15 protein-coding genes are annotated in these 13,047 nt (G+C 46.6%); 4 read left to right on the top strand and 11 right to left on the bottom strand.

The annotated features are described in order from the left end of the window. Positions 1-21 precede the first annotated feature (21 nt). Genes G3W54_RS01155 through G3W54_RS01145 form a run of 3 tightly spaced genes read right to left on the bottom strand, consistent with a single transcriptional unit; the run spans position 22 to position 2,993 of the window. The gene (locus G3W54_RS01155; RefSeq protein ID WP_162651329.1) at positions 22-987 is read right to left on the bottom strand and encodes a tripartite tricarboxylate transporter substrate binding protein; all 966 of its coding nucleotides are present in this window, start codon (positions 985-987) and stop codon (positions 22-24) included. 24 nt (positions 988-1,011) lie between these two features. Further along, complete coding sequence (locus G3W54_RS01150) at positions 1,012-1,473, bottom strand: tripartite tricarboxylate transporter TctB family protein (RefSeq protein WP_162651328.1); 462 nt, start codon at positions 1,471-1,473, stop codon at positions 1,012-1,014. After that, on the bottom strand, positions 1,473-2,993 hold the full coding sequence (locus G3W54_RS01145) for a tripartite tricarboxylate transporter permease (RefSeq protein ID WP_162651327.1): 1,521 nt from the start codon (positions 2,991-2,993) through the stop codon (positions 1,473-1,475). The genes G3W54_RS01150 and G3W54_RS01145 overlap by 1 nt, the downstream gene beginning before the upstream one ends. Before the next feature lie 154 nt (positions 2,994-3,147). Here G3W54_RS01145 and G3W54_RS01140 point away from each other — a divergent pair, with 154 nt between their 5' ends. Continuing rightward, a complete protein-coding gene (locus tag G3W54_RS01140) occupies positions 3,148-4,185 on the top strand; it encodes a substrate-binding domain-containing protein (RefSeq protein ID WP_162651326.1) in 1,038 nt (345 codons plus the stop codon). Between the two features lie 332 nt (positions 4,186-4,517). Here G3W54_RS01140 and G3W54_RS01135 read toward each other — a convergent pair whose 3' ends face one another. Beyond that, complete coding sequence (locus G3W54_RS01135) at positions 4,518-4,769, bottom strand: hypothetical protein (RefSeq protein WP_162651325.1); 252 nt, start codon at positions 4,767-4,769, stop codon at positions 4,518-4,520. A 231-nt stretch (positions 4,770-5,000) separates the two neighbouring features. Here G3W54_RS01135 and G3W54_RS01130 point away from each other — a divergent pair, with 231 nt between their 5' ends. Then, complete coding sequence (locus G3W54_RS01130) at positions 5,001-5,999, top strand: hypothetical protein (protein ID WP_162651324.1); 999 nt, start codon at positions 5,001-5,003, stop codon at positions 5,997-5,999. A gap of 17 nt (positions 6,000-6,016) precedes the next feature. On the opposite strand, the gene G3W54_RS01125 is transcribed toward G3W54_RS01130, so the two are convergent. Further along, the gene (locus tag G3W54_RS01125) at positions 6,017-6,775 is read right to left on the bottom strand and encodes a CPBP family intramembrane glutamic endopeptidase (protein WP_162651323.1); all 759 of its coding nucleotides are present in this window, start codon (positions 6,773-6,775) and stop codon (positions 6,017-6,019) included. 169 nt (positions 6,776-6,944) lie between these two features. Between G3W54_RS01125 and G3W54_RS01120 the strand changes: the two genes are divergently transcribed. Further along, a complete protein-coding gene (locus G3W54_RS01120; RefSeq protein ID WP_162651322.1) occupies positions 6,945-7,421 on the top strand; it encodes a hypothetical protein in 477 nt (158 codons plus the stop codon). A 219-nt stretch (positions 7,422-7,640) separates the two neighbouring features. Here the strand turns inward: G3W54_RS01120 and G3W54_RS01115 are convergent, their stop codons facing one another. After that, entirely contained in the window at positions 7,641-8,048 is a 408-nt protein-coding gene (locus G3W54_RS01115) for a DUF1801 domain-containing protein (protein ID WP_162651321.1), read from the bottom strand. Positions 8,049-8,200: 152 nt separating this feature from the next. Between G3W54_RS01115 and G3W54_RS01110 the strand changes: the two genes are divergently transcribed. After that, complete coding sequence (locus G3W54_RS01110) at positions 8,201-8,785, top strand: MAPEG family protein (RefSeq protein WP_162651320.1); 585 nt, start codon at positions 8,201-8,203, stop codon at positions 8,783-8,785. Positions 8,786-9,328: 543 nt separating this feature from the next. On the opposite strand, the gene G3W54_RS01105 is transcribed toward G3W54_RS01110, so the two are convergent. The 5 genes from G3W54_RS01105 to G3W54_RS01085 form a co-directional block, all read right to left on the bottom strand. Continuing rightward, complete coding sequence (locus G3W54_RS01105; protein ID WP_162651319.1) at positions 9,329-9,691, bottom strand: VOC family protein; 363 nt, start codon at positions 9,689-9,691, stop codon at positions 9,329-9,331. A gap of 239 nt (positions 9,692-9,930) precedes the next feature. Continuing rightward, positions 9,931-10,386, bottom strand: a complete 456-nt coding sequence (locus G3W54_RS01100; RefSeq protein WP_162651318.1) for a GNAT family N-acetyltransferase — start codon at positions 10,384-10,386, stop codon at positions 9,931-9,933. Positions 10,387-10,999: 613 nt separating this feature from the next. After that, positions 11,000-11,791 (bottom strand): CPBP family intramembrane glutamic endopeptidase, encoded by a 792-nt coding sequence (locus tag G3W54_RS01095; RefSeq protein ID WP_162651317.1) that lies wholly within the window; start codon positions 11,789-11,791, stop codon positions 11,000-11,002. Continuing rightward, positions 11,784-12,329: a PadR family transcriptional regulator gene (locus G3W54_RS01090; protein ID WP_210253514.1), complete on the bottom strand. Its 546-nt coding sequence runs from the start codon at positions 12,327-12,329 to the stop codon at positions 11,784-11,786. Before G3W54_RS01090 ends, G3W54_RS01095 begins: the two co-directional genes overlap by 8 nt. 54 nt (positions 12,330-12,383) lie before the next feature. After that, positions 12,384-12,956, bottom strand: a complete 573-nt coding sequence (locus G3W54_RS01085; protein WP_162651315.1) for a dihydrofolate reductase family protein — start codon at positions 12,954-12,956, stop codon at positions 12,384-12,386. Positions 12,957-13,047: the final 91 nt, after the last annotated feature.

Here is a 13,047-nt window from a genome sequence, read left to right as displayed (position 1 = left end):
TTTGATCATCTTTAAGTCTGCTTATAGGCCAGCTAGAAGCTCTTTAAGCGTCTCTTCGCGCTTAGCCCACATGGCTTTCACTTCATCGCGTGTCATGATGTGCATTGGCGAACCGCCAGCTTTCATGCGCGATGCAACACGAGAATGCTTGAACATCTCAGGCACTTTTGCCGCAAGTGCTTCAATCACTTCCGGTGGTGTACCTTTTTTCGCCATCAAACCACGGAAGTTCACGGATGAATTATCAACATCTAGACCAGCTTCTTTTAATGTCGGCACATCCGGCAAAAACTCATTCCGCTCAAGATCTGCAACACCAAGAATTTTTACATTGCCTGCTTGTTGTGCGCGGAAAGCATCGGACAAATTGTTCACGCCGGCCATTACTTCTCCCGCGATCACAGCCTTCATAGCCGCAGCACCACCACCCTTTGTTGGTATGTATGCGATTTTGCATTCGCAAGCTTTTTCAATCTGTAGCGCCGCAATGTGGTGACCCACAAAAAGGCCGGCGCCTGATGTTGTTGTTTTCCCCGGATTTTCTTTCGCAAATGCAACTAGCTCTTCCATTGTGTTGAACTTGCTGTCTTTACCCACAACTACAACGGCAGGATCAGCACCCCAGTTAGCGATAGGTTCAAATGAATCCGCTGAGTATTTCACACCACCCTTGATAGATTGAGCGATGAAGTGAGGAATGTTGTAAGCGGAAAGTGTGTAACCATCGGCATCAGCGTCTGTTGCAAACCAGTTCCAACCTTTTCGGCCACCTGCACCCGGTTTATTGAGGATATACATTGGCTGGCCAAATAGGTCTTCGTTTCCGGCAACCATGGTGACGATACGCGCTTGGAAATCAGTCGCACCACCAGCACCGTAGGATACGGCGACACCGATTGGACGATCTGGAAAATTTTCTGCAATAGCTATGGATGAAAGCGTCGTTGCCGCCGCTGCAATCATTATTGTCTTTAGTAAAGTCTTCATGTGTTTTCCTCCCAATTGAAAACGTTAGAAATTAATACCGCGAGGTGTTTGCACCTGTAGCAGTATGGAAAATAGCCCATACATGACCAGCATGAATGCGACTGTTACAATTGCTCTTTTGATCCAGTCTTTAACGCTTCCCAATGGCGTTGGATCATATAATGAATAAAGAACAAAGAATGCGAGTGTGGATGCGGTGTAAAAACCAAGCCCTTTGGCGGCCCAAAACGCATAAATGATAATAAGCACAATGCCGGGTGTAATGTTTTTTGCTACTTCCAGCGAAATGCCACGACCAACTTTAGCAAGGCCAAGAACAGCGCGCAAAAAGTTCCATATGGCAAGCCCAACAAAAGCACTTGATATGAGACGCGGGAACAAAAAGCTTTCTGCCGGTTCTTGCGTGAAACTAAGCCAGGCAACGGTCAGGGCAAGCGCTAAGATCAGCCCGCCGGGGATGATATGCTGAAGTCGGTTTTGTGTCATTATTCTACACCCTTCTCCGAAGTTTCGGCGTTATTGAACGAAGCTTTCAGCATATTGTTCCAGAATGAGTAGGCGATGGATGCAATCACCAGCGCGACTAGCGCGAGGTTGAGCGGACCTTGGAAGAAATAAACCCAAGGACCATCCTGTGCTGCTGCAATCATCGAGCCGTTGACAAAGTAATCAGCAGCAATTGGTCCCAAGATAAGACCAAGTACTAGGGGTGCTGCGGAGAAGCCGAACTTCTCTAATACCCACATTCCAAGACCTAGCACCAACATGATGTGCACATCACCCATGCTTTGCTGCACTGAATATGAACCAAAGAGAGCAAGCACGGTAACGGCTGCAGCCATAATTGGCATAGGAACCTTAGCAATTTTGGCTGCCCACGCGGCAGTGTAGATACCAAAGATCACCATGAGGATTTGGCCAAGCAACATCGAGTTGATAAAGGTCCATATTACTTCTGGATGATTATCAAAAATATCCGATCCAGGAAAAATTCCATGAATCAAAAGCCCGCCGAGCAACACCGCAGCCGTTGGGCTGCCGGGGATTGAAAGGGTAAGCAGTGGTACAAGAGAAGGACCAACCATCGCGTTATTGGCGCTTTCAGCAGCGATCACGCCTTCACTATGACCTGTACCAAACTTCTTTTTGTGTGGTGAGAAATTGCGAGTTTGATCATAAGCGACCAAACCCGCAATCTGCCCCCCCACACCCGGTATTAACCCGATAATTGAGCCTACCACCGTGCCAATCGTCAAAGCACGTTTTGAGCTGACTACTTCTTTAAATGACGCTGAGATCGGATGTTTAGGCACTTCCAATGCATCAATCGTCAGTTTTTTACGGCCCTTGGCCAGCATTTCCATGATTTGTGGGATCGCGAAAAGGCCAATGAGGGCTGGGATGATATGGATGCCGCCTGTCAGTGCGTCAGTGAAGATGAAGCGCTCATTACCCAAAATCTCATCATAGCCGATTTGTGAAAGCCAAAGGCCAATACAGCCTGATAACAGCCCTTTCACAAAACTCTTGGAATCCAACGAACCAATGACGGTAACACCTAATATTGCGATCCAAAACAGATGTGATGGACCAAAACTAAGTGCCCATTGAGCAAGAACAGGCGTGAGGAAGACGAGCAGTAACACCCCAATAATGCCACCTATACCGGAGGAAATAAAAGATAAATGAAGCGCGCGCGCGCCTTCTCCGCGTTTTGCCATTTCATTACCGTCGAGTGCTGTGGCAATATTAGCTGGCGCCCCAGGAATTTTGAGTAAGATCGCGCTCACCGCACCACCGGCAACTGTCGACGTGTAGGCAGCGCCAAGCAGGATAAGGCCTTGGGTTGGGCTAAGCTGAAATGTGAAGGGGATTAAAAGTGCTACTGCCATAGTGGGAGATAGACCCGGCGTTGCGCCAAGTATCAACCCACCGATTGTGCCGACCAGCAAAAGTAAAAATGACAAAGGCTCAAATACGCCCCCGAAATATCCCAAAAACTCCATATCTCTAATATCCTCCCCAGAATATAAAAATAGATATATCCAATTTACTGCAAATTCTTTGTGATTTGCTTCATACGTCAGGTTAGTTTATGAAATTAAAAATGCAAATGTTTTCATTTACTTAAAATAACACAATAAAATCAGGGAAAATGATATGCGCGCACGGTCGAGGAAAGGTGCCCCAGGCATTATTGAAGTTGCGAAAAGGTCGGGTGTATCACCAGCCACGGTGTCGCGTTTTTTCAATGAACCAGAGATCGTAAAGGGTAAAACCCGCAAGCTGATTGAGCAAGCGGCAAAAGACCTTGGCTATTATAAAGCCCGCATGGAAGGCGGCGTACACCATGGTTTCTCAGGTACAATTGGCTTAATCGTCCCGACAATCGACAATGCAATTTTTGCCGAGTTGATCCAAGCCTTTTCATCGCGGCTGTTAACCCACGACAGAACTATGTTGATTGCAGCTCATGGCTATAACCCATCGCTGGAGGTGGGGATTGTTAAATCGCTCTTAGATCGACGTATTGATGGTGTGGCGCTCATTGGTGTTGAACATGAAAAAGCGCCTCTAGAAATGTTGGCTGCGCGTGGAGTTCCAGTACTGGCTGCATGGAACTATCGTAAAAACTCATCCATCCCTTGTGTGGGTGCAGATAATTTCGAAGTTGGATATAGGGCGGCAAAACACCTGACCAAGATGGGTCATCATGATATCGCCCTAGTATTTCCGCCGACGAAGGCAAATGATCGCGCAGAGGACCGTCTTAATGGTGTCATGTCTGCATTAGGAATTTCGCCTGATGAACTTGCCCATCATCGTTTCATTCAAACACGTTATGATATTGGTGAAGCCAAGCGGGCGATTATGGAAATTCTTATGAAAGAGCGACCATCCGCTATTATTTGTGGCAATGATGTGATTGCGCAAGGTGCTGTTTATGCCTGCCAATCTATCAATATTGCTATTCCAGATGATATTTCGATAATTGGTATCGGCGACTTTAGAGGCTCATCACACATGGAACCGAGTCTAACAACAGTCCGAATGCCAGCGCAACGCATAGCTGAGACCGCTGCGGATTTACTATGTGGCGGTCTATCAGTCACTTCAAAGAGCGGTATCACACGAATTAAAATTGAGTCTGAATTGATGGTAAGAGAATCAGTTCGTGATATCTCAATGAATTATTGATTGCTATGTGTATAAAATCGAAAAATGACTGCAATGGGCCATTTTCAACAATGCTTGTCATATAGTTCTAGCTCTGCTTTCGGCTGTTGAACAGAACTCTCTTTTGGCGTTCGTGACTTCAATCTCGGCCCAAAAACATCTATTCCTATTTATCCGATTCAGGGCGGCTATACACTGCTTAACAGACGGCAAAACTTTCGGTAATGGCACTGATCTGTTTCGTGCGATGGTTATTTTCTTAATTCATTCATCAAGCTTCTTCATCATCTCGACAGAGCCATTATTGCGACCAGTTTCAATATCAGAATTGGGTGCGGTTTACCCAATATTCTTCACCGCCGCGGCCATCGATCAACCAGCCACGGCGCTATGGCAATGAGGGCGCCAATTATCACGAGGCCGATTAGGATATATATCAGATCGAACAGGTTTATGATCGCCAAGATTGCCAAGCCTGCGGTGGCTGTGCCGATGTAGAAAAGTTTGCTTCTGCCTTTAAATATTGCATTCAGGCGCTTTTCCATAAAGGCAAACATGATCAAAAGTGTGATGCCAAGCAGGATGATGATGATTTTTGAAAGCATACGAGTTCCGCTGACTTAATTCACATATTGGTTTGAGAGCGATAGCGTAGTTTTAGCGTTGCAAAAAGCAATTTGAAAGCGAAAGATTTGCGCAATCAGATTGTTTGGCTCTAATTGGTATGTTTTTCGGTTGCGGATGGCTTTCTTGCCAAAATACGACAAAATCGCCATAGTTGTGATGCGGGCCAAGTTTTGTGCGGGGGCATTGTTAACTGGATAGGGTCTAAAGCAATGATTTATATTTCGTTTTCACGTTTGTTTGCTGTTTGTGCAATAGCCGCCATGCTGTTTATAGGATTACATGCATCAAATATTACACCCGCAGCCCAGGCGCAGCCTGCAAATTGCGATGATCATCCAGCATGCCGCGCCAGCATGCCCACAGGCAATGTGTGTCGCTTATATCTCAATGCGGGGAATGGTTCGCAAAGCTTTGGTGAACAAAGTTTGGATCGAATAGAAGGGCGCGCATCGCGCTCTTGGCCGCAAAGATGTTACCGAGGAAGCCGCGTTTTTGGTCTGGCAGGGTTTCGGCTTAATACGCGCGGCGGCCACAAGGTAAGGAATTTTGGCTTCTTACATGGCCGCGATTCTGTTGAGTTTTGGCTCGAGGATAAAAATAGCGATGATTTTTCCGATGGTTTTGTCTGGTTAACGGGAATGCCAGAAGGTACGGAAGAGCGCTTCGTTATTCGAAGAAACTGCCGAGGCGAGTGCATTTTGCGGCTTGAGCGCGAAGACACAACGCGCGAGATTTTTTTGTCAGGTTTCAAATTCAGCCGCAAAGATGGTGATGGGCATGTGAAGCGAATAGCTATTTTGCCATTACAGAATGAAGGGTCCGTACATCCCAGATACATGGTGGCGTTTCAGGATGATGATTTCGAATATGAGGTGCGACTGCAATATGTCCTTGTCCCACGAAACACATTCGGTCCATTATTAGAAGTGGCCAAAACCTATCGTGCTAACAATGATGGAAGAATGACAAGGGGTGAACGTGAACGTGTTCATTCCGACCTGATTGCCGTAAGGCAACAAGGCAATATTGCATTACGCGGGTTCGAATTTAAGTTTTCAAACGGCGGACATTTCATCGAAGACATAGGTGTGGAACCAGACCAAACAGCATTTCAGGCTTGGTTTCAAGATAATCAAAGCGATGATGACCGGCGCGAACCCGATGACCCTTTGGAGTGGCGTGTGCTCTATTCGCGTATTCAATACTGAATTGGTTGTGTGACAGATCACATAAAACCTTCACCCATCATCATAGTAAGATGCGCAATCATATGTGCACCCATTGCGCATTCCAGCCCGCGTTTCCAATAAAGATACCCGGCGATAATGCCAAAAGCGGCATTGCCTAAAATAATATAGGTAATCAGGGGTGCTGTGAGTGTGGTCGTCAATGCAGATGCAACAGGCAGATGGCCAAGGCCGAATATCAGCGATGAGATTATGATCGCCAGTACATAGTTATGCGGGGCAATATCTGCACCGTTCTTTTGCGTTATGCGATATGCGCCCCACGCAATAAATGACATCAGTCCCCAGCGGATAAGCAGTTCCTCGGTAATGCCGCCATATAATATTCTAGTGTACCAAGGCAATTTGAGCTTTTCGCCAGCGCTGAGAAAATCTGCGGGTAGGGAGCCTGATAATATGCCAAGGAAGATAACAATAAACACACCACCAATAATGCCGCCAATAAGTGCAGGCAGGATTTGTGGTTTTAGTGCTGCAATTGCGTCTTCCGAGCGAATGATAGCAGAAATGACGGGCGAGGTCAGGCGGGTTTTTGGGGAAAAAACAGAACCAAGCCAAACCATAAGCAGCAGCAATACGGACGATTGCGCAACGGATATAACTTGAATTATCTCAATAGATAGCGGCGGCGGAGCTGGTTGAAGCGCTAGCAGTTGTGAGATGAGGGGGAGTGCCGACAAAACCCCGATAAATCCCAAAATAAATAGCAAGATGATATGTTTCATATTCGCGCTCATACCGCCAACTCCTGTGCAAGCATCTGTTTATCGCAATATAGTCGTGCATCCCTGGTTTTTTAAGATGAACGCAAAATGAATATGCCTTTCAGGAATGGTTCAAGCTGCTTTTCGTAAAACACCATTATTGCATCACAATTTGATGCTTGATTACATGGAGGGTGATAATATGAACACGATGACAAGAAAAGCAATCATCAAAGAAGTAATAAAAGTCGCAGTTATTGGTGCCGCGCTTGCAGGTAACATTGCATCAGCAAGAGCAGATCAGATTAAAGCGCCGCAAGAGGCCGCTATGAAGGTGATGGATGTTACACTTGCGATCAAATCTCCAAAGACAAATCTGTGTCCTGAAACAGGCAAGCTGAAAGCATGGGTTAAAACAAATAAAGCCGGCCCGGTGGACTATTTCTTTGCTCGCGAAGGGCAAGGCCCGGGCGCATTGAAAACCGCCAATGCTGTAAAAACTGGTAATGGCTATGTGCTGACAATTGCGCAGGATCTCGGCATTCATCAGGCAATTGACACCAAATATCGCCTGTTCGCTAAGGGTGCAAATGGCGAGTACCAAAAGAGCATGTGGGTGCCACTTAAGGCGACATGTAAGATTGGTTTGGGAGATGGCATTAAGGCTTTCTCGCAGTAATCAGGCTTTGTATGACTTAAACGTGATAGATAGTTGGTTTTATGTTTATTGAATAAAAGACCACTGATGACTATCTGTCATTTACTAAGCCAGCACGTTTAACAAGTAGTGTAGCTGGTTTAGGCGCGACGCTTTGTGGAGCGGCGCGCCGACAAAACCCCAAAATTGATGCCATACTGCCTGATGTACGCTTTCTCCACGTTTATCGTGTTGGGTTGGCTATGTCTTCAGGTGATAGGTCAGGGCAGCGCGGATATACATCTGCAGCTTTGGGGCCGGGATCGCGCCTTCATTGTCAAAATGGATGGCGCGATTTCCTTCATAGGCAAAATCATCGGGAAACAGGTTTTGAAAGTCTGAAATCAGCGTGGTCTGGCAATGGGTATAAATCGCAAAACCACCAGTTTTGGGCATGCCCAGCCGAATGGTCGACCCTGATTTTGTTTCAGGTGTGAGATAAGATGGCTGCCCCCATTTTAGCGTCTCTTCAATTGTGCCAACCTCTGGCGATTGTGCAGCCGTTTTGAAAATAAGCGCACGCAGCTTCAATAGCCCTTTACGCTCCGGTTCAGGAAACGCATTAAACGCAGCTTCAACATCGGCACTGGCAAATGGTGGATCAATCATCGTGCTAAAATACCACCCAGAATTTGCAAATCAACAGCCGTGGTTTGACAATTCTTGCTGACTTGATCAGCACTCACACCTTGTTTTTATCCGCCTTCATACCTAACTTTACCAAAATTATGTCGAACAAAAACTATTTGCGGGAGGGGTGCATGCTAAAACAAACGCCGGAACAGGAAGATAGCAACTCGAAGGCCCGTAAGATGGTCATTGGTTATCCATTTGCGCTAATCTTCATTGGCATGGTGGTGAACTGGCTGGCCTTCGGTTTTGATCCCATATCAGTGGCAATGCCCGATAAGCTGAGCATTATCGGCATCATCATCGCAGCGGTACTGCTGTTGGCCAATCACACATGGCTGATGACGAGCACTGAGCTGACCCGGATTGACCATGGTCTGCTGACCACACCGGAAGAATGGGCCGAGAAAAACCGCGAAAAAGCAGATGCAGCACAAGCGGGTTGGGATGCGCTTGAGCGCCGGCACAATGCCCATCGCAATACGACAGAGAACACCGTTTATTTTGCTATTCTGGCAGGGCTGACACTGCTGGTTTCGCCGCCCGCCTATCTGGTTCTGGTCTGGTCGGTTTGCTTTGGTGTGTCGCGTCTGGCCTATACCTATAGCTATTTTGCCGCCAATACCGACCTGCGTGGCATATTCATGAGCCTGACATTGTTGCCGCTATATGCCATGGCGGGATACCTGTTTGTGGCTATGATGATGTCATTTTAGGTAGGTAATACCTGTCAGAGCCCCCTAAACATACATTTGTAGGGCGATGGGGGCTTTGATGAATCAATTGAACGGTTTGCAGGAAAAAGTTCATATATTGATTCATGCGCTTATTCTTGATTGTCGCAATTTTTGTTAATCTGTTTGCGGTGAGCGGCGTTCGTTTTTGCGCATATATAATCGCGATCAAAAGATGAGTCTTTTGAATCGCTTAGCCGGGAGAGCTAAGATTGTGAATCAAGCAAAATCGCACCCGCGGAGCTGCTCAAATTGTTAAGGTTATTCCTCCCGAAAAGCCATTTTATAACAGTTGCTTAGCGCAATCTAGCTCTAATAGAAATAACAGGTGTTTTCTAGGAGTTCATAGTTAATAAAAGGTAAATATTGCAGCGCTCAATTGGGTTTTAATGCACAAAAATTCTAAGTCTCTGGTTCTTTTAAACAAAAATACAAATAGGAAAATATTCATATTTTACTTGACAGGGAAGGTCGTCGGGGTATAAAAGGATATGATAGCGAAAGTGTCGATCAAGGCATCACGCTTCAAGCGTAGAAACTTATTTTATTTCCATCCAAATCTCTGGCATAGGCGGAAAATAAAGGTCCACGCTGACCGGGTTCGCCCTCGCTTTTACCGCCCAGCTCAAGAACCATTTTGTGAAGCCGTGTGACGTCTTCGCTGGAACCGACTTTAAAGCCAAGCATGCTGCCGTTGCCATGGGTGGCCGGTTGCTGGTCAAAAGGTTCTGCCACAGCAAATGTAAAGCTGGCATCTTCGTCTTGCCAATAGGTCATTCGCTCGGTCGAAAATATCTGTTTCGGGCCTGTTTGCGCAAAAAGTGCGTCGTAGAATTGGACGGAAGCTTTGAGATTATTTGTTCCAAGAACGGCGTAATTCATTTTCATGGGTAGGGCCTTATAGGTTAACATGTATCAAACGATAGGTGCGCTTCGCTTTGAGCGTCAGGCGCTGCCATCCGTTGGTGAAACCTATCTAGTCCGATCAAGTGTCAATTTCTGTCAGGAGTGATTTGCAATTCGTTTTCCGCTCACGCTGTCGCGCTGAAAAGCGCTTCGCTGTGCGGGACGCCTCACATTAGCTCGGACGCACCGTCGTGCTTGCGAACGCTTCCGCGTTCGGGGCACTAGATTAAAGCTTTCGTCATAAAGATTTTATTGCCTTCTGCGCCCGTCACGTGCCAGCCGAGATGTTCATAAAGCGCCACATTTTCCGGCATGTCCGTATGGGTGGCCAGATGCAATTCACTGAGGCCAAGATCGCGCACATACCGCTCGCATGTCGTAATCAAAGCGCGACCAATGCCAAGCCCGCCAGCCGATGGATGCACGGCAATATTGGCAAGCTTTGCTGCATGAGATTGGTCATGATCAGAGTTTACAACAAGGATAAGCCCACCGATGATCCATTCATTCTTCTCAGCGACCCAGACAATGTTGTTGGTAATATCGTCCCCAACACCCTCTGACACAGGTGGCAATTCAATGCCCTTGGCAAGAAAACCCGCATAGGCAGCATCAATGCACGAGGTGAGGGGTTGTGTGTCTTTGAGCGTTGCGCGGCGGATTGTGAAGTTGGTCATGGGGTTTCTGTTCGATAAAATAGCGAATAAAAAATTACTTTATCTGTCCATACCATTTTTTGACCGTGATTATAATTATCGCGAGTCCTATTACGATAGCCATAAGAACATAAAACTCAAAAAAAGTGAGTATTAGGATAGCAATAGTGCCCAAGAATGAACTTAGAATGTAGATTGAATTGAGTTTTGGTTTGTCGTGCTTACTGGCAAATAGCCATTCTAAGCCCCATTCAGCCGCTGCATAGGCCAAAAAACAGGCAGCAACTATGAGCATTATGATAAATCTAGAGTCCATTTTGAGCCTCTCGCTACTCAGCAAAATTCATGTCATGATTTATAGTTCGTTGCAATTAGAATAAGTAAAAAAACCGAGCTTGGCTCGCAGGGACCGTCGTTCATCGTCACAATAAAACTTGGCCCTCAGCGCCACTCGCCACAAATTAGAATTGCCTGTCTTATCAGTCCAACATCGCACGTAGAGCTGCTGATTAGGCAGAGGCGCGCAAGATTTGGACCATTAAGGAACTCCCAATATGAACAATGAAGAATTGAAGATGCCGCGGGTCAGCGAGCTTTCTGTTGCCGAAATGCATGATGTTCGGAGTATGTGTCATTAAGTGCCGTTCTTGCGCAGGACAAACATTATGACTGCAAGCAGGCACAGGGTTGCCAGTGCAACAAAACCTTCGGGACGTGCGGCAAACCACAAGGGGGCGTCGACTTTGATGATCTCAGGTGTGAGCAATGGCCATGCTAAACTATTGGCCATGCAATGTGCGATTGCTGCTGGCCAGAAGCTTCCGGTTTTTGCCCGCCATTGGCCATAAATTACAGCCATCGCAAAACAGGATATCAGGAAAAGCAAGGCATATAAAAGTGGGGGCAGGGTGCTTTGGCTGGTTTCTGAAATGACATAACCTATGTGCCATATGGACCAGATAAGCCCAACCAATAAGTGCCTTGGTAGCGCAGTCATCCCCAGTGCTGCTAGTTTGGGTTCTAAATAACCACGCCAGGCAAATTCTTCGCTGATCGCAAAAAGCAAGAACATGGGTACGCCGGTTAAAATGGCGATGGTCAGATTTTTAAATGCATCGGGCTCGAACTGAACAAACCCGAGAGCTGTGCCGCTTGCAATGGCAAAAAAGAAAACTAAGGGGAACAGCAGGAGCGCTGCAAGTAATATTTTGACCTGCCCGCGCCGATAACCAAACCCGGCATCTGCCCAGCCATCTTTTGTGAATGTGCGCATGATGATTGTTATAAGGGCAGGGCTGAGAATAAACAAAAGCCCGCCAATACCTTGTAAGGCTTGGTAATTCAGGCCAAAAATATTGCCGAGTGCTACAACGCAGATAGTAAAGATAGCAATCCGCGCACCACTGGCTGTGGGTATGTTATTCATTATCAAACTCTGATTGAATTTCAAGACTTAGTTTGTGCGCCCATTCACGTTCTGCACGCGCATGGGCAAGACCATTTTCCAGCGTTGCAAGGTGTAAGCGTGTTTGCAAATCAGGTGGGCTATCATTGTTAAAATGCGCCCTGATTGCTGTCAGAGTGGCTATCATTTCGTCGGCCTCATCAATCCTGCTGCGCAGCAATTTTAAAATAGAGCCGGAACCTTGTCTGCCGCCGAGGAATATTTTGAGTAAAAATGGCTCGCGTATGGGCACATGCTGTAAAGGAGTATTGAGCCAATCATTTAATTCAACTTCACCTGTTGGCAGGATCGAATGCAAACGGCGATTGGGCTTATCGTCTTGGTGAAGGGTTTCCACGCTCACCAAATTGTCCTGCACCAATGAGGCAAGGGTGCGATAGATTTGTGCCTGATCTGCGGTCCAGAAATGCCCAACCGATTGCGCGATAGATTTTCGTAAATCATATCCCGTCATTGGGCTGTGGGCCAAAAGCCCCAATATTGCATGGCGAAGTGACATGGATCATTGATATAAGACTGATCTAATATATGTCAAGTCCTATATAGTTAGTAATCAAGCAAACCCATAAACGCTTGTGACGAGGCCGCTTTCAAATGCTTTAACGGATTTAAGCTCTAAATCGATATCCTGGTCAATGTCGCCAAAAAGCGAAATGCCGGAGCCGATCAGGATGGGGATACGGGTGAGAGTAATGTCTTCGATTAGGCCTTGTTGGATAAAACTTTGAATAAGTTTGCCGCCATCAATATAGGCGCGCTTCCAACCGCGCTTGTCGAGCATATCCATAATTTCATGCGGGGTGAGATTGACCAGTTCAACCTTATCGGAAAGTTCATCCGGGATATCGCTTTTGGCAAGTGATTGACTGACCACAATAACAGGTTTGCTATAGGGCCAACCTTCAAAACCAAGGAGCGTTTCAAATGAGCCGCGGCCCATCACCAGACCATCGACGCTCTCGATAAAATCATCATAGCCATGGTCTTCGCCAACCGTGTCCTGTTTCATCAGCCAGTCGAGCTTGGTCTCTGGGTTGTCTGTATTACGCGCCACAAAGCCATCCAAGCTGGTGGCAATAAATACATGTCCGGTTATGGATGTTCCGGTTATGGATGTTGTTGTCATGGAGTTTCTCGCGGAATCATTTGTTACTAAAAATGCCTTCTATGCGGCTTTTGCAACGTTGTAAATCCCAATACGAGCGAGTTCGCGTTAT

This window comes from Lentilitoribacter sp. Alg239-R112 (assembly GCF_900537175.1).
In the GTDB taxonomy this organism is placed as follows: domain Bacteria; phylum Pseudomonadota; class Alphaproteobacteria; order Rhizobiales; family Rhizobiaceae; genus Lentilitoribacter.
Note: the sequence above shows the minus strand (reverse complement) of the source record. Positions and strands in the feature narration are given on the sequence as shown.

Bases quoted from the DNA above. Each gene is read 5' to 3' on its own strand.
- G3W54_RS01150 (WP_162651328.1), bottom strand. From the start codon at position 1,473: ATGACACAAAACCGACTTCAGCATATCATCCCCGGCGGGCTGATCTTA.
- G3W54_RS01120 (WP_162651322.1), top strand. From the start codon at position 6,945: ATGAACACGATGACAAGAAAAGCAATCATCAAAGAAGTAATAAAAGTC.
- G3W54_RS01105 (WP_162651319.1), bottom strand. From the start codon at position 9,691: ATGAAAATGAATTACGCCGTTCTTGGAACAAATAATCTCAAAGCTTCC.
- G3W54_RS01125 (WP_162651323.1), bottom strand. From the start codon at position 6,775: ATGAGCGCGAATATGAAACATATCATCTTGCTATTTATTTTGGGATTT.
- G3W54_RS01085 (WP_162651315.1), bottom strand. From the start codon at position 12,956: ATGACAACAACATCCATAACCGGAACATCCATAACCGGACATGTATTT.
- G3W54_RS01110 (WP_162651320.1), top strand. From the start codon at position 8,201: ATGCTAAAACAAACGCCGGAACAGGAAGATAGCAACTCGAAGGCCCGT.
- G3W54_RS01090 (WP_210253514.1), bottom strand. From the start codon at position 12,329: ATGTCACTTCGCCATGCAATATTGGGGCTTTTGGCCCACAGCCCAATG.
- G3W54_RS01115 (WP_162651321.1), bottom strand. From the start codon at position 8,048: ATGATTGATCCACCATTTGCCAGTGCCGATGTTGAAGCTGCGTTTAAT.
- G3W54_RS01155 (WP_162651329.1), bottom strand. From the start codon at position 987: ATGAAGACTTTACTAAAGACAATAATGATTGCAGCGGCGGCAACGACG.
- G3W54_RS01100 (WP_162651318.1), bottom strand. From the start codon at position 10,386: ATGACCAACTTCACAATCCGCCGCGCAACGCTCAAAGACACACAACCC.
- G3W54_RS01135 (WP_162651325.1), bottom strand. From the start codon at position 4,769: ATGCTTTCAAAAATCATCATCATCCTGCTTGGCATCACACTTTTGATC.
- G3W54_RS01130 (WP_162651324.1), top strand. From the start codon at position 5,001: ATGATTTATATTTCGTTTTCACGTTTGTTTGCTGTTTGTGCAATAGCC.
- G3W54_RS01095 (WP_162651317.1), bottom strand. From the start codon at position 11,791: ATGAATAACATACCCACAGCCAGTGGTGCGCGGATTGCTATCTTTACT.
- G3W54_RS01140 (WP_162651326.1), top strand. From the start codon at position 3,148: ATGCGCGCACGGTCGAGGAAAGGTGCCCCAGGCATTATTGAAGTTGCG.
- G3W54_RS01145 (WP_162651327.1), bottom strand. From the start codon at position 2,993: ATGGAGTTTTTGGGATATTTCGGGGGCGTATTTGAGCCTTTGTCATTT.